Below are 18,650 nucleotides of genomic sequence, written 5' to 3'. Positions count from 1 at the left end.
CTCCGTCCCCTTTTTCCTGCGGCAAAGAAAAGGCCGGCGTGCGCCGGCCTTTTCTCATTACGTCGCGAAGCTGCTTACAGCGACTTGGCCGCTTCCACCACGTGGGCGGTGGTGATGCCGAAGTGCTTGTACAGCTGGTCGGCCGGGGCCGAGGCACCGAAGGTGTCGATACCGATCACGGCACCGTCCAGGCCGACGAACTGGCGCCAGAAACCGGTGACGCCGGCTTCCACCGCCACGCGCTTGCGCACGGCGTTCGGCAGCACCGATTCACGGTAGGCCGCATCCTGGCGCAGGAACACGTCGGTGGACGGCATCGAGACCACGCGGGTCTTGAGGCCGGCCGCGTCCAGCTGGGCCTTGGCTTCGGTGGCCAGCGAGACTTCCGAACCGGTGGCGATCAGGATCACGTCCGGGGTACCGTCGGCATCGGCCAGCACGTAGCCACCGCGCTCGATCTGGGCGATCTGCTCGGCGTTGCGCGGCTGGTGCGGCAGGTTCTGGCGGCTGAACACCAGGCAGCTCGGGCCGTCCTGGCGGGTGATCGCGGCCTTCCAGCTCACCGCCGACTCGACCGCATCGCACGGACGCCACACGTCGTTGTTCGGGATGTAGCGAAGCGAGGCCAGGTGCTCCACCGGCTGGTGGGTCGGACCGTCTTCGCCCAGGCCGATCGAGTCGTGGGTGTAGACGTGGATGGCGTGGGCCGGGATCAGCGCGCTCATGCGCACGCCGTTGCGGGCGTAGTCGCTGAACACCAGGAAGGTGGCGTCGAACGGAATGAAGCCACCGTGCAGGGCCAGGCCGTTGGCAATGGCGGTCATGCCGAACTCGCGCACGCCGTAGTACACGTAGTTGGCGTTGGCGTCGTCGCTGGCAACCGATTTGCTGCCCTTCCACAGGGTCAGGTTGGAGTGCGCCAGGTCAGCCGAGCCGCCGACGATTTCCGGCAGCAGCGGTGCATAGGCTTCGATGGCCAGCTGCGACGCCTTGCGCGAGGCAATCGTCGGGCCTTCGGCGGCCACCTGGGCGATGTAGGCATCGGCCTTGGCAACGAAGTCGGCCGGCAGTTCGCCATGCGAGCGGCGGGTCAGTTCGGCTGCTTCAGCCGGGTACTGGCTGGCGTACTTGTCGAACAGCTGTTCCCATTCGGCCTGGCGCAGCGTGCCGGCGCCGTTGGCGCGCCAGCCGTCGTAGATCGCCTGCGGGATCTCGAACGGGCCGTATTCCCAGCCCAGCTGCTTGCGGGTGGCTTCCAGTTCGTCCTTGCCCAGCGGTGCGCCGTGGCTGGATTCCTTGCCCGCCTTGTTCGGCGAACCAAAGCCAATGGTGGTGCGGCAGCAGATCAGGGTCGGCTTGTCGCTCTGCGACAGCGCGGCCTCGATGCCGGCCTTGATGCTCTCCGGGTCATGGCCATCGACATCGCGCACCACGTTCCAGCCATAGGCCTCGAAACGCTCCGGGGTGTTGTCGGTGAACCAGCCCTCGACGTTGCCGTCGATGGAGATGTGGTTGTTGTCCCAGAAGCAGACCAGCTTGTGCAGGCCCCAGGTACCGGCCAGCGAAGCGGCTTCATGCGACACGCCTTCCATCAGGCAGCCATCGCCCATGAACACCCAGGTGCGGTGGTCGACCACTTCCAGCTCCGGGCGGTTGAAGCGCTGTGCCAGCAGCTTCTCGGCCAGGGCGAAGCCCACGGCATTGGCGAAACCCTGGCCCAGCGGGCCGGTTGTGGTTTCCACGCCCGGGGTCTCGTGGCGCTCCGGGTGACCGGCGGTGTGGCTGCCCAGTTGGCGGAACAGCTTCAGCTGCTCGATCGGCAGGTCGTAACCGCTCAGGTGCAGCAGCGCGTACTGCAGCATCGAACCGTGGCCGTTGGACAGCACGAAACGGTCGCGGTTGAACCAGTGCGGGTTGCTCGGGTTATGGCGGAGATAGTCGTTCCAGAGGACTTCGGCGATGTCGGCCATGCCCATGGGCATGCCGGGGTGGCCGGACTTTGCGGTTTCAACCGCATCGGCGGCAAGGAAGCGGATGGCGTTGGCCAACTGGCGACGGGTAGGCTGCGTCATGGTTCTGTCGGAATCGGGAGGCGGCCGCGGACGTGCGGGCGGCCTATTGTCCCATAGTCGCCGGGCGGGGGGTCGGTTCACCTTGCCCGGTCGTGCCGGCCGCTGGCCGGCAACGTCGTCATCTCCCCCGGATTCCGCATGTGAAGCGGGGTCGGAGCCCATTCCTTGCGGAAAGGAATCCGACCCCGATCAGGTCGCCAGCAGTGGCGTTGGACTCAGTCCTGCTGCGGGCCCAGCGCCGGGCCGTCGTGCGATTCGCCCTTGGCCACCAGGGTGGTCAGGGCCAGGTCGCCGGTCACGTTCAGCGCGGTACGGCACATGTCCAGGAAGTGGTTCACGCCCAGGATCAGGCCAATGCCCAGCGGGTTCACGCCCACCATCGCACAGATCATCGCCACCACCGGCAGCGAGCCCGACGGCACGCCGGCGGTGCCGATGCCACCGAGGATGCAGACCGCCATCACCATGACCTGCTGGCCGATGCTCAGGTCCACGCCGAAGAACTGGGCCAGGAAGATCACCGTCACGCCCTCGAACAGCGCGGTGCCGTTCTGGTTGGCGGTGGCGCCCACGGTCAGCACGAAGCGCGACACGCGCTGCGGCAGGCCCATCTGGTCGGCCACGCGCAGCGCGGTCGGCAGGGTGGCGTTGCTGGAGGCGGTGGAGAACGCCATCACCGTCGCTTCCTGGGTATCGCGGAAGAACGACAGCGGCGAACGGCCGGACAGCCACACGGCGGTACCGTAGGTCACGATCATGTGCAGGCCGAGTGCCAGCACCACCACGCCCACGTAGGCACCGAGGCGGATGATCAGCTCGAAGCCGAACAGCGCGGCCAGGTTGAACATGAAGCAGGCCACCGCATATGGGGCCAGGCGGATGACCAGGTTGATCAGGGTCATCGAGATTTCGAACACGCCTTCAATGGCGCGGCGCAGCGGCGCGACCTTCTCATCGTCGGTCAGCACCATGCCGATGCCGAACATCAGCGCGAAGAACATCAGCGACAGGATCGCGCCGTTGTCGGACGCGGCCTGCAGCACGTTGCTCGGCACGATCGACAGCAGCATGTCCATGCCCTTCGGCGTGCCATGGATGCCGGCAACGATTTCCTTGCTGCGCTCGGCGTTCTCCGAGAGCATCATCGCGGCGACCTGCGGATCGACGCCGGCACCCGGCTTGAGCAGGTTGACCAGCACCAGGCCGATGCCCACGGCAATGCCGGACAGCAGCACGGTATACGCCAGGGTCTTCCAGCCGATGCGGCCAAGGGCGCGGATGTCGCCCATCTCCGACACGCCCATGATCAGCGCCGAGAAGATCAGCGGCACGATCAGCATGAAGATCAGGTTGAGGAACAGGCCCGACGCCGGGGTGGTGATGTAGTCCATTACCCACTTGGCACCGGCCTGCAGACCATCGACGCTGCCGCCCAGGGCGTGCACGATCAGTCCCAGGATCAGGCCGATCGCAAAGCCGATGCCCATCTTCCAATGCAGGGGCAACTTCTTCTTGTCGGCAGCAGCTGCTGTCATGCGCGGGTTTCCTCGAAAAATGAATGCACTCTAACAAAGCGCGCAAGCGGCGCCGGTTCAGGTTCGCCGCGTTGGATACAGCGGCGCCAGGCCAGTGTCAGCGGCGCCGGTAGCCGCCGACCAGTGCGGTCCGTCACGGAAGACCTCGCGCAGACGCGCGCGCAGCGATGCCAGGTCGCCCTGCCCGCCCCAGCGTGCCTGCTGCAGGTCCTGCAGCACCTGGCGCTGGCCAGGGTCATCCAACCGCGCGATGACCTGCTCGATGCGCTCAACCCCGGCCATCGCGCACAGCTGCGCTTCCACCTGATCGAAGCCTTCGCCATCCAGCGTGCGGCGCAGTTCGGTCAGGCCGGCACGTCCGCGCGCCACAGTCGGCACAGAGGGCTTGCCGGCTGCAGGCGTCGCCGCACGCGGTCGGCGGCCTCGCTGCCAGCCCCACAACAGGGTCAGCAGCCACAGCAGCGCCAGTCCGATGGCCGCGCCCATCCACGGCCACGGGCGTTCGGCCAGACCACCGGCGCGCGGATCGGTCGCGGCGATGCGGCTGTCCTGGCCATCGCCACCCGGCAGCGCAGCATCGGTGTCGATCGGCGGCAGCGGCGCAGGTGAAGCACTGCCACCGCCACTGCCGGCTGCGACAGCCAGTGTCAGGTCCGGCAGCTTCGCTTCCTGCGCCTTGCCTGCGCGCACATCCCACCACGGCAGGCGCGGCCCCGGCACCACCAGCGAGCCTGGCTGGCGCGGCACGATCGAGTAGCGGCGGGTGATCTTCAGCCGCGGCGTGCTGCCATTGAACGATTCTTCGTACTGCGCAGGTTCGGCGAATACCTGCGCATGGGTGCCCAGATCCGGCACCGGCAGGTCGGTGAACTGTGCGCGGGTTGCCCCTTCGGCAATCGCCTCGACCACCACAGTGGCGGCCTCACCGGTACGGGCGCTGGTCGGCGCACTGGTGTAGCGCAGCTGGAGGCTCTGCAGCGGAAGCCATGGCTGCGGCGCCTGTGCCGGTTGCGCCTGCACCTGCAGCGTGCGATCGGCGCCGGTGGCATTCATGCGGCCGTCGCCGCCGCCGAAGAAGTCGTCGAAGAAGCCACCGGCACTGCGCCCACTGAAGCGCGCACCGGCCAGCCGAAGTGCACCGCTGCGCTCGGGGATCAGCAGGAAGCGGCGCTCGACCACGTTGTAGCGGCGGCCGTTGACCTGCCGCACATCGGTGCGGTCATCGCCCACCCGCTGCAACGACGCACCTGCCGGGGTATCCAGCACCAGTTCGCCAGAGGCCAGCTGAGAAGCGAAGAACAGCCTCACCACCACGCCTACGCTCTGCTGCACGTACGGCGTTTCGTCATCGACAACGGTTTCGATGAATGCCACCGCATTGCTGTCGGGGCCGGCCACGGCAGCGGCATCCACCTGCAGGGTCAGCGGCGCGGTACGGACGCTGCCCACCTGCAGGCCCGGCACCACCAGTGCACCACTACGCCGTGGCGTCAGCGCCACGCCATACAGGTTGCGCTGCTGCATGCTGCCGTTGCTCCACTCCACCTGGCGGCTGCTGGTCTGCCCGCTGAGGTCGAAGTCGGTACGCAACGGTGTGAAGTCAGGGGCGCCCTGGTCGCTCTCGACATTGAGCGTGACCGTGTCGCCCATCGCGATGCGGTCGCGGTCCAGCCACGCGCGCGGCTGCGCCCAGGCCAGCAGCGGCAGCCACAGCAGCAGCGCCGCCAGTACCTGTCGGGGCCAATGCCCGTGCATGTTGATCGCCCGCGTCATCGCCCTTCCCTCTTCCTGCGTTCATTTTCCAGCTGGAACTTGGCCCGCAGCAATGCGCCCGGATCATCCGGCACGCGCCGCATCCACGCCTCCACCGCCTGTTGCTCCTCGCGTTGGCGCGGAGTAGCGCCGTCACTGCCTGGCACGGGTTTGCCATCCTGTTCGCCCTTGCCCTCACGTGCCTGCTGCATCGCCTGCTGCATGCGCTGGCGCTGCTGCTCATCAGCCTGGGCCTGCGCCTTGGCATCCTCCACCTGTGGTGGCGCCTGCTGTCCATCGCGGCCACGCTCACCGGGCTGAGGCGCCGACTGCGCGTCGTCGTCACCCGCCTGGGGCTGCCCCTGCTGGCCCTGCTGAGATGGTGGCTGACCCTGTCCTGGATCCTTCTGGCCCTGCTGCGGCTGCTGGCCCTGCGGGTTCCGCTGGCCCTGTGAATTGTTCTGCTGCTTCTGCTGCCCGTTCTGCTGCGGTTTCTGCTGGTCCTGGCCCCGCCCCCCCGACTGCTTGCGCCTGCGTGCGGCATCAACCACGGCACGGTTGGCGACCGCATCGGCCATGCCGGGATGCAGCGCCAGCGCGCGGTCGTAGGCGGCGATGGCTTCGTCGTAGCTGCCCTGGCGCGCCAGCGTGTTGGCCAGGTTGTACCAGCCCGCATCACTGTCGATGCCCTCGAACTGCTTGCGCGCAGTGGCGAAGTCGCCCGCACGATAGGCCTGCACGCCGTCAGCCAGGCGCTGGTGCTGCAACTGGTCGGCCCGCTTCCACAGCGTGCCCTGCGATGGCGGCGAAGCGGGCGCTGGAGCTGCCTGCGCCTGCACATCCCCCATCCAAGGCAGCAGGCCCACCGCCAGCACTGCGGCCAGCAGCGCGCGGCGGCGGAAGGCGAGCAGCGCCAGCAGCATCACCGGTGGCAGCAGCCAGAATCCTTCATCGCGCCATTGCCTGCCCTCGCCGGGCCGCTGCGCCGCAGTACCTTCGCGTGCATCAAGCACACCCAGTGCGCGCAGGTCACTGCCATCGGCGGTGATGCGCGCATAGCGACCGCCACCTGCCGTGGCCACCGCACGCAGGCGACCTTCGTCCAGCGCAGCCTGGCGGATCTGTCCGCTGTCGTCACGATACGCCGCACCCGCCGGTGTACCGAGCCCCAGCACCGACACCTGCAGGCCGAGCCCACGTGCCTGCGCGGCCGCCAATGCAGCTTCATCATCGGCTTGATCGGTGACCAGCAGGATCTGTCCCTGCGCTGCAGCGATCTGCCGCATCAGCCGCGTGGCCCAGTCGATGCCACGGTCGGCACGCTGGCCATCACGCGGCATCACATCCGGCGACAAGGCATCCAGATACAGCGCGACGTTGCTGCCGTCATCGGTCAGCGGCGCGACGGTGTAGGCATCTTCGGCGTACACCACCAGCCCCACCTGCCCACCCTTGCGTGCGCGCAGGAGCTCGCCGACCTTGGCCCTTGCCTGCAGCAGGCGCGACGGTGGCAGGTCGGTGGCAGTGATGCGGCTGGACAGATCCAGCACGATCAGCAGCGGTGCGCTGGGCTGGAACATCGGCTGTGCCTGCTGCCGCCAGCTCGGCCCCGCCATCGCCAGTGCTGCCAGCGTCCAACCCAGCAGCACTGCCAATGGCAGCCGCACGCGACGGCGAGCACCGGCCGCCAGCAGATGCGGCAACAGGTGCGCATCCACCGCCTGCCGCCACGCATCGCTGCGCCGCTGCCGGTACAGCGCCACGGCGAGAATCACCGGCAAGGCCAGCAAGGCCCACAGCCATTCCGGGCGCAGGAAGTGCAGTGCATTCCAGTCGGGAAGATGGGATGCCAACGCGATCATCGACGGCGCTCCGGCCACACCCATGCCAATGCCCCCAGCAGCAAGGCCAGGCCCAATGGCCACGCATAGCGCTCCTCGCGCGGGCGCAGGCTCGGCCCCTTCGCAGCGATCGGCTCCAGACGATCCAGTTCGGCGTAGATGCCGGCCAGCTGCGCGGTATCGCGTGCGCGGAAGAACTGGCCACCGGTCAGGCTGGCAATCTTCTTCAACGTGGCCTCGTCGACCGGGTCCTGGTCAGCGGAAATCGGAATACCGAGGAAGCGCATGCTGCCATCACCACCGAACGCGACGGTGTGGATGCGCACCCCTTCAGCCTGCGCGACTTCGGCCGCACGCAGCGGTTCCAGCACGCCGGCATTGCTGACGCCGTCGGTCAGCAGGATCAGTACACGTTGCCCTTCCGGCTGGCTGCGCAGGCGCTTCACCGCCAAGCCGATGGCATCACCGATGGCCGTCTCGCGCCCGGCCAGGCCGACCACGCTGTCGCGCAGCTGGTCGCGCACGCTGGCCAGGTCCGCAGTGAGTGGCGTGAGCGTATAAGCACGGTCCCCGAAGATCAGCAGGCCGATGCGATCGCCGGCACGACGATCCAGGAAATCGGCCAGCACGGCCTTGGCTGCGGTGAGGCGATCCACCGCCTGCCCCCCCAGCACCATGTCGCCCTCGCCCATGCTGCCGGACACGTCCATCGCCAGCATCATCTGCCGGCCCTGCTGCGGTGGCGTGATCGCTTCGCCCAGCTGTTGCGGGCGAGCCAGTGCGACGCACAGCGCGCACCAGCCCAGCCACAACAGCAGCGTACGCAGCCACGAAACATCAACGCGGCCGCCACCGGCCAGCGCTTCCAGTTCCGTCGCCGCATAGGGCACGCGCAGCGCAGCGCCGGGATCGGCACGACGCTTCCACCAGCGCATCAGCAGTGGCAGCGGCAACGCCAGCAGGGCCAGCGGCCACGCCAGCTGCAGGTCCGGCCATGGCCAGTAACTTGCCAGCAGGTTCATCGGCGGCGCTCCAGCAGCATCGCCAGGTAGCGCTCGCGCGCCCAGCTACGCACGGCCGCCACTTCGCTGGCGTCCACGCGGGGACGATAGGCACCTTCGGCCAGGAGGTTGCGGCGCGCATCCGGCAACGTGCCCTTCGGATCCACGCGCTGCCACCAGGCATCGTCACGCAGGGATTCACTGCCGGGCTGTGCCTGTCGCGCGGCGCGACGCAGCAGGCCGGCGATCGCCGCCAGTTCCGCGGTGGCATCGGCGGTGGTGGCCAGCTCCTGGTCGAACGCCTGCAACCAGCGTTGGCGACGACGGCGGCGCTGCCACCACAGCAGGGCCAGCGCCAGGATCACCAGCAACACCGCGCCACCGACCATCAGATAGCCGGGGGCCGGCGGCCACCACGACGGTGCCGGCGGCAACTGCACATCGCGCAGCGGAAGGTTGGCGCTCATGCCGGCACCTCGGTTACCGGTGGTGCCAACCAGGCGTCGCTGGGCGCATCGGTGGACAACACCTGCACGTCAACGCGGCGTGCGCCGAGCTGGCGGCGCAGCGCCTGCAGTGGTTCGACGAAGTGCGCCTGCCAGTGCGCCTGCACCTCGCTGCGACGCAGGTCGAGGCCAATGCGCTGCTGCGCGGTCTGGAACTGCAGGGCCGCCGAGGGCGGTTGCAGCTCGAGGGGATCGACCAGCAGCACCAGGCTGAGGTCATGGTGCTGGGCCAGCGCGCTCCAGCGCACGACGGGAATCCGCGCGGCCTGCTGCGGATCGGCCAGCACCAGCATGCGCGCCCCGGGGCGCAGCACGCGGGCGGCATGGTCCAGCGCGCGTTCCAGGCCGAGATCGTCGGCGGGCGGCTGTGCGTACCAGCGGGTGAGTGCGTCGAGCACGCGCAGTACACCACGCGGCCCACCCGCAGGTGTAATCGGCGCTTCGCGGTCACTGCCGCGCAGGGCACCCACGCGGTCACCGCGACGCTGCGCCGACCACGCGGCGACGGCGCCCGCGCGGGCCGCCTGCACCGACTTGAATCGCACGCGGGTGCCGAAATACAGCGCCGGCGACGTATCGGCCACGATCAGGCTGACCCGCTCGCGCTCGGCCTGGAACAGCTTGGTATGGGCACGGCCGGTCCGCGCGGTCACGCGCCAGTCGATATGCCGTGCATCATCACCGGCCACGTACTCGCGTGACTCGGCGTACTCCATGCCACGCCCACGCAGCGGCGACGGCGCCTGCCCGGCGTTGCCGGCACGGCCACGGCGTGGCGGCGGCGGCCGCTGTGCCAGCCGGCGCAGGGCCACCAGTTCGGGCAGGTGCGGGCGCAGTCCGTCGCCATCACTGACGGTGGATGCGGCTTCCAGGGATGGATCGGTCATGCGCGGGCTCAGGGTGCCGGCACCCGGGCCAGCAGCTCCTGCACCAGGCGTTCGCCATCCCAGCCTTCGGCGGTGGCTTCGTAGCTGGGCAGCACGCGATGGCGCAGCACGTCGGCGGCAACCGCACGCACATCGTCGGGGGTGACGAAGTCACGGCCGGCCAACCAGGCGCGTGCCCGGGCGCAGCGTTCCAACGCAATGGAACCACGCGGGCTTGCGCCCCAGGCGATGCGGCGCCCGAGGCCGGCGTCATAGCGCGACGGATCACGCGAGGCCAGCACAAGTTCGACCAGGTAGCGCTCCAGCGCCGGCGCCATGTGCAGGTCCAGCACTTCGCGGCGGGCGTCGAACACATCCTGCATCGGCAACTTCGCCGGTGCGGGTGCCGCTTCGCCCAGTGCGCCACGGGCACGCTCGCGGGCGAGCCGCAGGATCTCCGATTCGGCGGCCTGGTCCGGATAGCCGATGCGTACGTGCATCAGGAAACGGTCCAGCTGCGCTTCCGGCAGCGGGAAGGTACCTTCCTGCTCGATCGGGTTCTGCGTGGCCATCACCAGGAACAGCGGCGGCAACGCATAGGTGTGGCGGCCAACGGTGACCTGGCGCTCGCCCATCGCTTCCAGCAGTGCCGACTGCACCTTGGCTGGCGCGCGATTGATTTCATCGGCCAGCAGGATCGGGTGGAAGATCGGGCCGGGTACGAATTCGAAGCGCCCTTCCTGCGGGCGCCAGATCTCGGTGCCGGTCAGGTCGGCCGGCAGCAGGTCGGGGGTGAACTGCACGCGGGCGAAATCCGCCTCCAGGCGCGAGGCCAGTGCGCGGATGGCCGTGGTCTTGGCCAGTCCCGGGGCGCCCTCCACCAGCAGGTGCCCGTCGGCCAGCAATGCGATCAACAGGCGTTCGACCAAAGCCGCCTGGCCGACGATTTCGGCCGACAGCGCGTCGCGCAACTGGTTGAAGGCGCCATGCAGGCGGGAGGCGGCCGGCGCGGGCGGCGGCGAGACGGTTTCGGGCATCGGCGGTGGCAGGTTCATGGGGGCCTTTGACCGGCGCGGGACGGCACGGGTTCCCCACATCATCGCAGGGTGCCCTGCGATTGGCATCAAGAACGGCTGAACGGGCCTCTCCTCCACGCATGGCGTGGATCTACCGGATCATCCGCGGACTACGTCCGGCATGAACGAAGAAGGGCCGCACATGGCGGCCCTTGTTCGTGTCGCGGGTTCGCTGGCTCAGTTCTGCCTGGCCACGCGCAGCACCTTCGGGGTGACGAACACCAGCAGCTCGGCCTTGTCCTTGCTGCGGCCACGCTTCTTGAACAGGTTGCCCAGGAACGGTACATCGCCCAGGAACGGAACCTTGCTGATGCTGTTGCGGTCGGTGAACTCGTACACACCACCGATGACCACGGTCTGCCCGTCCTCGACCAGCACTGCGGTGTTCACTTCGCGGCGGTTGATCGACGGCACGGTGCCATAGCCTTCCAGCTGGATCAGCCGGTCCACTTCGTCCTTCTTCACCTGCATGTTGAGGAACACGCGGTTGTCGTTGGTGATGGTCGGGGTGACCTTCAGTTCCAGCACCACTTCCTTGAACTGCACGTTCGGCGTAGCGACACCGCCCGCACCGGCGCTGATGGTCACATAGCCGATTTCCTTACCCTGCTTGATCAGGGCCTCGCGCTGGTTGGTGGTGACCACGCGCGGGTTGGAGATCACTTCACCACGCGACTCCTCCTGCATGGCCGACAGCTCGACGTCCAGCAGGTAGCCGGCATTGAGGATCGACAGCGCAAGCGAGCCTGCCGGGTTGGTGGACGCCGCCGGCATGGCCCAGTTCAGGCCACGGGTGATTGCCGAGCCGACCGGCACCGGCGCCGGGCCCGTACTGCCACCGGCCAGCCAGTCGCGGTAGGCCTTGGCGTTGGTCGCATTGGCTTCGACCTGCGACTTGCGGGTTGCCTCGTTGGCTTCCAGATTGCCGCTGAAGTAGGCGTTGTCGCGGCTGCCACTGATGCCGAACCGCGCGCCCAGCTCACGCGCGAACGTATCGGTGGCGATCACGATGCGGCTTTCGATCAGCACCTGGTCGACCGGGCGGTCGATCACGTTGATCAGCTCACGCATGCGCGCGATCTTCTTCGGAATGTCGCTGATCATCAGCGTGTTGGTGCGCTCGTCGGCAACGATGCGGCCACGGCCGGACAGGAAGCCACTCTCCTCCTGCGACGACCCACCACCACCGCCACCTGCGCCACCACCGCCACCACCGCCGATGCCCTTGGCTTCGGTCAGGGCTTTGAAGATCTGGGTGGCGCTGTGGTAGTTGATCTGGACGTAATCGGTCACCAGGTCTTCGCGGTTCTCGATGGCGATGCGCGCGTCTTCCTTCTCCTGCTCGAACTTGGCCAGCTCGGCCTGCGGGCCGACCCAGATCACGCTGCCATCGCGTCGCTTGTCCAGGCCCTTGGCACGCAGCACGATGTCCAGTGCCTGGTCCCACGGCACGTTGACCAGGCGCAGGGTCACATTGCCCTGCACCGAGTCGGAGGCCACCACGTTGAGGTTGGACTCTTCGGCGATCAACTGCAGCACGGTGCGCACTGGCACGTCCTGGAAATTGAAGGTCACCGGCTTGCCGGTGAAGCCACGCTGGCCGACGGCCTTTGCGGCCTGGGTGACGCTGCCGGCGGTCACTGCACCGACGGCGGCCGGAGCCTGCCGCGCGCTGATCTCCACCACGTATTCGTTGCCGCTCTGGTAGGCCAGTGACTCCACCGCACCGCCGGTGCTCAGCACCAGCTGGGTGCCGGCGCCGGACGGCTTGGCGTCGATGCGCTGCACCGGCGTGGCGAAGTCGACGACGTTCAACGGCTTCTGCAGGTTGGCCGGCAGGCGGGCATTGCCCACGTCGACCACCACGCTGTTGCCCTGCGTGCGCAGGTCCGGGATCGCGCCCTGGCCGTCAAACTGCACGATCAGGCGGCCCGCGCCATCATCGCCGCGCTTGAAATCGATCTTGGCCACCGACAGGCCGGCCGGTGCCGCGGCCGGTGCGACGGTGGTGCCCACCGGCTTCTCCGCCGGTGCGGCGGCCAGCGCCGGAGCGCAGGCCAGCATCAGCGCGACTCCCAACGCGCTGACACGGTTCAAGGTAGAGCGCCGGTTGGGACGCAGCCCCTTGGCTTGGTGAAAGGTCATCGTGCTATCCCCAGTAAACGATCATTGATCTTCAAGCGAGAGCGTTGCCGGCCGTTCCAGCCAGCCACCCGCGCCATCCGGCACCAGTTCGATCAGCTCCACACGGTCTTCGAAGACCGCAGTGACCCGCCCGTCGCTCTGCCCCAGGTAACCGCCCGGGCGCACCCGGTAGGTCACCTTGTCCGGTCCCATCACCAGTGCGACGGTGCCGCCGCCGGTGCCGATGGTACCGACCATGTCCAGTGCGTCCAGCGGGAAGCCCTCCAGGGGCTCCTTGCGCCGGTTCGGATCCGGCCGCAATCCGCCATTCCCCTGCGGATTGGTCCAGGCATCGGTGAACGGATCACGCAGGCCCTGCGCGGAGTATTCGAAGGTCTCGAACTGCTGCATCACAGGCAACGGTTCCAGCGGCTGCGCCGGCCGGGCACGTTCGCCTTCCACCCACTTCTCGAGATTCGGCGCATCGCCCGGCGTGCTGGTCACGCCACGGCCGCAGGCGGCCAGCAGCAACACGGCAGCGGCCATCCCGCAGCGTGCAAAGAAGGAACGGATCACTTGCTGCCCTCCTTGCCGGCTTCAGCCTTCTGCTGTTCCTGCACCTCGGTTTCGTCGAGATACCGGTAGGTCTTGACCGTGCCGGACAATTCCAGCGCACCGGCACGCGAACCACCTGAAGCCTTGTCCGCCGGCTTCAGGTTGATGTCGTGCATGGTCAGGATCACCACGCGCGGCAGCGAGGCCACGCCACTGACGAACGCACCGAACTGGTGGTAGCTGCCCACCATCTTCAGCTTGATCGGCTTCTCGGCGTAGAACTCCTTGACCTGCTCCTGTTCCGGTTCGAACAGCTGGCTGGTCAGGCCGCTGGACAGCGCGGTCTGCGAAATGTCGATGATCAGGTCCGGCATTTCGGTCTTGCTGGGCAGCTGCCGCAGCATCTGCTGCAGGACCTGCTCCATCTGCGCCAGCTGCTGCTTCAGCGGCCCCAGGTTCACCGCGCGTTCCTGCTGCTTGGAGAACTCGGTACGCAGATCGCTTTCCTTCGACTCCAGGCTGGCCAGTTCATCGCGCTTGCCGCTGATCAGCAGCATCCACGCAACGAACATGATGACCAGGGCCAGCAACGAACAGAAGACGATCTTGGCCTTCTGCGGCCAGTTGCCGATGTCGTTGAAATCCAGGTTCTTCAGATCGATTTTCTGGCTCATGCGCGACCCCCCTGCAGCGGGGCGTAAGAGGCCTGCGGCGGCTGCGCCAGGCGGCTGCCCTCAGGCCTGGCGGCCGGTGCCGGTGCGGCGGGCTGGTTCGGCTTGGCCGGTGCAGGTGCAGGCGCCGGCGCAGTAGCCGGAGCGCTGGCGGGCGCTGCTGCCGGGGCCGCCGCCGGTTGGGCCGGGGCCGGTGCTGTTGCAGCAGCCGGGGCCGCGGCATCGGGGCCGGCGGCAAGCGGCGCCACGGCAGGCGTCGCAGCCGGCGTGGTCGCCACGCTGCCATCGGCGTTCAAACCGGGGGTGCCGGTCTCTTCACTCTGCGCAGGCAGCTTCACCGTGACCTTGAACATGTACGGCAGTGCCTTGATGTCCGATACCGGGCCGGCTGCACTCTTGTCTCCGGCGCTGGCCTGGATGATCGACAGCTCCGGGTTGGTCATCCAGCCGGAGGTTTCCAGGTTGCGCATGTAAGCCGACACGCGGGCATTGGACTGGGTGCGTCCCTCGAGGGTGAGCATGTCCCCCTCCTGCTGCAGGGCGGTCAGCACCACGCCGTCGGGAATCGTGCGCACCAACGCGTCGAACAGGTGGACCATCTGCGAGCGCTTGGCCTGCAGTTCCTCGATCACCTTCTTGCGGGCCAGCAGGCGGTCCTTCTGCGCATCGAGGCGATCGATCTCCTTGTTCTGTTCCTTGACCTTCTCGATCTCGGCTTCCAGATAGGCATTGCGGTCCATCTGGCCGCTCACCTGCCGGTCGTAATAGAACCAGATCAGCAGCGACAGCAGCAGGCCACCGATTGCGGCCATGCCCAGCATTGCGTAGAACTCGCGCTGGCGTTGCTTGCGCCGCTCGGCGCGCCAGGGCAATAGATTGATGCGTGCCATCAGTCGAAGCTCCTCAGCGCCAGACCGGTGGCGATCATCAGCGCGGGGGCATCCTGGGCCAGCGCATGTGCGTTCACCTTCGGGCCCAGGGTCATCTGTGCCAGCGGGTTGGCGACCACGGTCGGCACGCCCAGCTGTTCCTCGACCATTTCCGGCAGCCCGCCCAGCACGGCGCAGCCGCCGGCCAGCACGATGTGATCAACGCGGTTGAACTCACTGCCTGCATAGAAGAACTGCAGCAGGCGGCTGATCTGCTGGACCGTGGCTTCCTTGAACGGCTCCAGCACTTCCATCTCGTAGCTTTCCGGCAGCCCGCCCTGACGCTTGGCCAGGCCGGCCTCCTCGTAGCTCAGGCCGTAACGGCGCATGATCTCGTCGGTCAGCTGCTTGCCACCGAACACCTGTTCGCGGCTGTACAGGCTGCGGCCGCCGCGCAGGACGTTGAGGGTGGTCATGGTGGCGCCGATATCGACCAGCGCGACCACGCCGTCGATGGACACCGGCAGCTCGCTGGCGACCAGTGCGTAGGCGTTCTCGACCGCGAAGGCCTCCACGTCCATCACCTTGGCCTGCAGGCCACCCAGTTCCAGGGCCGACTGGCGCAGTTCCACGTTCTCCGAACGCGACGCGGCCAGCAGCACCTGGACCATCTCCGGGTTGTTCGGGATCGCCCCGATCACCTCGAAGTCCAGGTTCACTTCCTCGATCGGGTACGGAATGTAGTTGACCGCTTCCAGCTCGATCTGGGCTTCCATGTCGTTCTCGTCGAGCTCGGCCGGCATCGGGATCACCTTGGTGATCACCGCCGACCCGGCGACGGCGGCAGCGGCCAGCTTGGCCTTGCTGCCTGAACGGTTCATCGCACGGCGGATGGCCTCACCCACGGCCTCCACTTCCACGATGTTCTTCTCTACCACCGCATTCGGCGGAAGAGGTTCCACAGCGTAATGTTCCACACGGAAACGATTGCCGCTGCGGGACAGCTGCAAAAGCTTTACCGCAGTCGAACTGATGTCGACGCCTACAAGCGGCGACTGACTTTTTGGGATGAGCCCCACGGTTTCTCCCCTGCCGACGGGCACTTGGACGCAAGACCTGCGCCCGAGCATTAATAACGTATTCTTAGCAAATGGCAACGGCCCTGCTGTGAAGTTCCTCACGGATTCACGATGCAGCCCCTGACTGTTCCCCTTGCGCTCCCCGGTGCCGACCCCAGCCGCCACCTTGCGTAATCTATACTCTGCGACCACGAAATTCGCAATCGGAATCTGAACCCGATGACTCGACTCCGCCGCTGGCTGCGCTGGATCTTCCTGATTGTCCTGGTCCTGGCGCTGATCGGCGCGGCCGCCGTGGGCGGTCTGTACTACGCTGTGTCCTCCAAGCTTCCCGACGTGCAGACCCTGCGCGACGTGGAAATGCAGGAGCCGATGTACGTCTATGCTGCCGACGGCAAGCTGATGGCGGTGTTCGGCGAGACCCGGCGCACCCCGATCACCATGAAGGACGTGCCCGAGCGCCTGAAGCAGGCCTTCCTGGCCACCGAGGACGCCCGCTTCTACGAGCATGGCGGCGTGGACTACATGGGCATCGGCCGTGCGGTGTGGCTGCTGGCCACCACCAACGACAAGCGCGTGCCGGGTGGTTCCACCATCACCCAGCAGGTGGCCCGCCAGTTCTTCCTCAGCTCCGAGTACAGCTACACCCGCAAGCTGGCCGAGATCCTGCTGGCGCGGAAGATCGAGTCCGAGCTGAGCAAGGATGAGATCTTCGAGCTGTACCTGAACAAGAGCTTCTTCGGCAACCGCGCCTACGGCGTGGCCGCCGCGGCCGAGTTCTACTACGGCAAGAAGCTGAACGAGCTGGACCTGGACGAGATGGCCTCGCTGGCCGGCATCCCCAAGTTCCCGTCCTCGGGCAACCCGATCTCCAACCCGGAGCGCGCCCGCCAGCGCCGTGACAACTATGTGCTGCAGCGCATGGCCGACCTGAAGTTCGTCAGCCAGGCCGAGGCCGACGCGGCCAAGGCCGTGCCGATGCATGCCACCGCGCATGAGCCGCCGGTGCAGGTCGATGCCCCGTACGTGGCGGAGCTGGTACGCCAGGAAATGATCGCCCGCTTCGGCGGTGATGTGGTCAACAAGGGTTACCACGTCACCACCACCATCGACTCCACCCTGCAGACCGCCGCCAACCAGTCGGTGCGCGACGGCCTGCTGCTGTACGACCACCGCCACGGCTGGCACGGCGTGGAGAAGCAGGTGCAGGTGGGTGCCGGCGAAGACGCCGCTGCCCTGGCCGAGCACCTGCGCGGCATGTACGGCCAGGCCGGCCTGCTGCCGGCCATCGTCGCCAGCACCGGCGCCGATGGCAGCGCCACCGTGGTGCTGGCCAACCGCAGCGAGATCGTGCTGCCGGCCGGTGCCGCCAAGTGGACCAACAAGACCCCGGGCAAGCTGGTGCAGCGCGGTGACATCGTGCGCGTGCGTGCCGGTGCCAAGGAAGGTGAGTGGCTGCTGGACCAGATCCCGCGCGGCCAGTCCGCGCTGGTCTCGCTCGATGCCCACAACGGCGCCCTGAAGGCGCTGGTCGGTGGTTTCAGCTTCTCCGGCAACAAGTTCAACCGCGCCACCCAGGCCCGTCGCCAGCCGGGTTCGAGCTTCAAGCCCTTCATCTACGCCGCGGCCTTCGACAAGGGCTACAACCCGGCCTCGATCGTGCTCGACGCCCCGGTCGTGTTCCGCGACCGCCGCGGCAAGACCTGGGCCCCGCAGAACGACGGCGGCGGCTTCCGCGGCCCGATGCGCCTGCGTGAGGCGCTGGTGCAGTCGCGCAACCTGGTCTCGGTGCGCCTGCTCGATGGCATGGGCGTGGACTACGCGCGCAAGTACATCAGCGAATTTGGTTTCGCCGAATCCGAACTGCCGCCGAACCTGTCGATGTCGCTGGGTACCGCCTCGCTGACCCCGCTGTCGGTGGCCCGTGGCTACGCTGTGTTCGCCAACGGCGGCTCGCGCGTGGACACCTGGCTGATCGACCAGGTCAATGACCGCGACGGCAACCTGGTGTTCAAGGAAAACCCGGCGCTGGCCTGCCGCGACTGCGCCGGCAGCAGCGACCAGCCGGTCAACCAGGTGGTGGACGGCTTCAACTTCGGCGCCCCGGCCCCGAAGGTGGACCCTGCTGCAGCCGCCAAGGCCGAAGCCAAGACCGAAACCCCGGCCGCGCCGGCCAACCCCGATGCCCGCACCGCTCCGCGTGCGATCGACGCCCGCACCGCCTACCAGCTGGTGTCGATGATGCGCGACGTGGTCCAGCGCGGCACCGGCGTGCAGGCCAAGGTGCTCGGCCGCGAGGACGTGGGCGGCAAGACCGGCTCCACCAACGACCACCGCGACGCCTGGTTCTCCGGCTTCGGCGGCCCGTACGTGACCACCGTGTGGGTGGGCCGCGACGACTTCCGCTCGCTGGGCTACCGCGAGTACGGTGGCAAGGCGGCCCTGCCGATCTGGATCGACTACATGCGCACCGCGCTGAAGGACACCCCGATCGCGCAGAACGAGCCGCCCAGCGGCATGGTCCAGGCCACGCTCAACGGCGCGACCGAGTGGGTGAAGGTGGAAGACATGGACCGCCTGACCGACTACGACCTGAACCTCAATACGCCGCAGGCCGACGCCGCCGCGTTCGATATCTTCTGAGGAACGGTCCGGTGGGTGCCAACCTTGGTTGGCACCGATGCGGCTCCGGTAGAGGCCAAC

General features: G+C 67.6%; 14 protein-coding genes. 1 reads left to right on the top strand and 13 read right to left on the bottom strand.

Features of this window, described 5'->3' with window-relative positions; translation table 11 throughout:
- Window positions 1-74 precede the first annotated feature (74 nt).
- From tkt to AC5P9F_RS05815, 13 genes are all read right to left on the bottom strand, one after another.
- Window positions 75-2,072 (bottom strand): transketolase, encoded by a 1,998-nt coding sequence (tkt, locus tag AC5P9F_RS05875; protein WP_005414341.1) that lies wholly within the window; start codon window positions 2,070-2,072, stop codon window positions 75-77.
- A 215-nt stretch (window positions 2,073-2,287) separates the two neighbouring features.
- Window positions 2,288-3,607 carry a dicarboxylate/amino acid:cation symporter gene (locus AC5P9F_RS05870; protein WP_099524247.1) on the bottom strand — a complete coding sequence of 440 codons (1,320 nt, stop codon included), beginning with the start codon at window positions 3,605-3,607 and terminating at the stop codon, window positions 2,288-2,290.
- 57 nt (window positions 3,608-3,664) lie between these two features.
- On the bottom strand, window positions 3,665-5,380 hold the full coding sequence (locus AC5P9F_RS05865; RefSeq protein ID WP_099524245.1) for a BatD family protein: 1,716 nt from the start codon (window positions 5,378-5,380) through the stop codon (window positions 3,665-3,667).
- Complete coding sequence (locus tag AC5P9F_RS05860; protein ID WP_099524243.1) at window positions 5,377-7,221, bottom strand: VWA domain-containing protein; 1,845 nt, start codon at window positions 7,219-7,221, stop codon at window positions 5,377-5,379. The genes AC5P9F_RS05865 and AC5P9F_RS05860 overlap by 4 nt, the downstream gene beginning before the upstream one ends.
- Window positions 7,218-8,222, bottom strand: coding sequence for a vWA domain-containing protein (locus tag AC5P9F_RS05855; RefSeq protein ID WP_005410851.1), 1,005 nt, complete (start codon window positions 8,220-8,222; stop codon window positions 7,218-7,220). Before AC5P9F_RS05855 ends, AC5P9F_RS05860 begins: the two co-directional genes overlap by 4 nt.
- The gene (locus tag AC5P9F_RS05850; RefSeq protein WP_076739771.1) at window positions 8,219-8,668 is read right to left on the bottom strand and encodes a DUF4381 family protein; all 450 of its coding nucleotides are present in this window, start codon (window positions 8,666-8,668) and stop codon (window positions 8,219-8,221) included. Before AC5P9F_RS05850 ends, AC5P9F_RS05855 begins: the two co-directional genes overlap by 4 nt.
- Entirely contained in the window at window positions 8,665-9,594 is a 930-nt protein-coding gene (locus tag AC5P9F_RS05845) for a DUF58 domain-containing protein (RefSeq protein WP_099524241.1), read from the bottom strand. Before AC5P9F_RS05845 ends, AC5P9F_RS05850 begins: the two co-directional genes overlap by 4 nt.
- A gap of 8 nt (window positions 9,595-9,602) precedes the next feature.
- A complete protein-coding gene (locus AC5P9F_RS05840; RefSeq protein WP_038646427.1) occupies window positions 9,603-10,628 on the bottom strand; it encodes an AAA family ATPase in 1,026 nt (341 codons plus the stop codon).
- A gap of 198 nt (window positions 10,629-10,826) precedes the next feature.
- Complete coding sequence (locus AC5P9F_RS05835; protein WP_005410855.1) at window positions 10,827-12,794, bottom strand: type IV pilus secretin PilQ; 1,968 nt, start codon at window positions 12,792-12,794, stop codon at window positions 10,827-10,829.
- Window positions 12,795-12,815: 21 nt separating this feature from the next.
- Entirely contained in the window at window positions 12,816-13,319 is a 504-nt protein-coding gene (locus AC5P9F_RS05830) for a pilus assembly protein PilP (protein ID WP_044571441.1), read from the bottom strand.
- Window positions 13,320-13,345: 26 nt separating this feature from the next.
- Window positions 13,346-14,002: a type IV pilus inner membrane component PilO gene (locus tag AC5P9F_RS05825; protein ID WP_076739774.1), complete on the bottom strand. Its 657-nt coding sequence runs from the start codon at window positions 14,000-14,002 to the stop codon at window positions 13,346-13,348.
- The gene (locus AC5P9F_RS05820; protein ID WP_012481141.1) at window positions 13,999-14,889 is read right to left on the bottom strand and encodes a PilN domain-containing protein; all 891 of its coding nucleotides are present in this window, start codon (window positions 14,887-14,889) and stop codon (window positions 13,999-14,001) included. Before AC5P9F_RS05820 ends, AC5P9F_RS05825 begins: the two co-directional genes overlap by 4 nt.
- Entirely contained in the window at window positions 14,889-15,947 is a 1,059-nt protein-coding gene (locus tag AC5P9F_RS05815) for a pilus assembly protein PilM (protein WP_005410860.1), read from the bottom strand. Before AC5P9F_RS05815 ends, AC5P9F_RS05820 begins: the two co-directional genes overlap by 1 nt.
- A gap of 219 nt (window positions 15,948-16,166) precedes the next feature.
- Here AC5P9F_RS05815 and AC5P9F_RS05810 point away from each other — a divergent pair, with 219 nt between their 5' ends.
- Window positions 16,167-18,590 (top strand): penicillin-binding protein 1A, encoded by a 2,424-nt coding sequence (locus AC5P9F_RS05810; RefSeq protein ID WP_005410861.1) that lies wholly within the window; start codon window positions 16,167-16,169, stop codon window positions 18,588-18,590.
- Window positions 18,591-18,650 lie beyond the last annotated feature (60 nt).

The organism is Stenotrophomonas sp. YJH_SMC_4 (genome assembly GCF_059371575.1).
This window is presented reverse-complemented; position numbering and strand designations above follow the sequence as displayed.

Excerpts from the sequence above, each read along its gene's own strand:
- AC5P9F_RS05855 (WP_005410851.1), bottom strand. The coding sequence starts at position 8,222 with ATGAACCTGCTGGCAAGTTACTGGCCATGGCCGGACCTGCAGCTGGCG.
- AC5P9F_RS05810 (WP_005410861.1), top strand. The coding sequence starts at position 16,167 with ATGACTCGACTCCGCCGCTGGCTGCGCTGGATCTTCCTGATTGTCCTG.
- AC5P9F_RS05820 (WP_012481141.1), bottom strand. The coding sequence starts at position 14,889 with ATGGCACGCATCAATCTATTGCCCTGGCGCGCCGAGCGGCGCAAGCAA.
- tkt (WP_005414341.1), bottom strand. The coding sequence starts at position 2,072 with ATGACGCAGCCTACCCGTCGCCAGTTGGCCAACGCCATCCGCTTCCTT.
- AC5P9F_RS05825 (WP_076739774.1), bottom strand. The coding sequence starts at position 14,002 with ATGAGCCAGAAAATCGATCTGAAGAACCTGGATTTCAACGACATCGGC.
- AC5P9F_RS05860 (WP_099524243.1), bottom strand. The coding sequence starts at position 7,221 with ATGATCGCGTTGGCATCCCATCTTCCCGACTGGAATGCACTGCACTTC.
- AC5P9F_RS05830 (WP_044571441.1), bottom strand. The coding sequence starts at position 13,319 with ATGGCCGCTGCCGTGTTGCTGCTGGCCGCCTGCGGCCGTGGCGTGACC.
- AC5P9F_RS05865 (WP_099524245.1), bottom strand. The coding sequence starts at position 5,380 with ATGACGCGGGCGATCAACATGCACGGGCATTGGCCCCGACAGGTACTG.
- AC5P9F_RS05870 (WP_099524247.1), bottom strand. The coding sequence starts at position 3,607 with ATGACAGCAGCTGCTGCCGACAAGAAGAAGTTGCCCCTGCATTGGAAG.
- AC5P9F_RS05840 (WP_038646427.1), bottom strand. The coding sequence starts at position 10,628 with ATGAACCTGCCACCGCCGATGCCCGAAACCGTCTCGCCGCCGCCCGCG.
- AC5P9F_RS05835 (WP_005410855.1), bottom strand. The coding sequence starts at position 12,794 with ATGACCTTTCACCAAGCCAAGGGGCTGCGTCCCAACCGGCGCTCTACC.
- AC5P9F_RS05845 (WP_099524241.1), bottom strand. The coding sequence starts at position 9,594 with ATGACCGATCCATCCCTGGAAGCCGCATCCACCGTCAGTGATGGCGAC.
- AC5P9F_RS05850 (WP_076739771.1), bottom strand. The coding sequence starts at position 8,668 with ATGAGCGCCAACCTTCCGCTGCGCGATGTGCAGTTGCCGCCGGCACCG.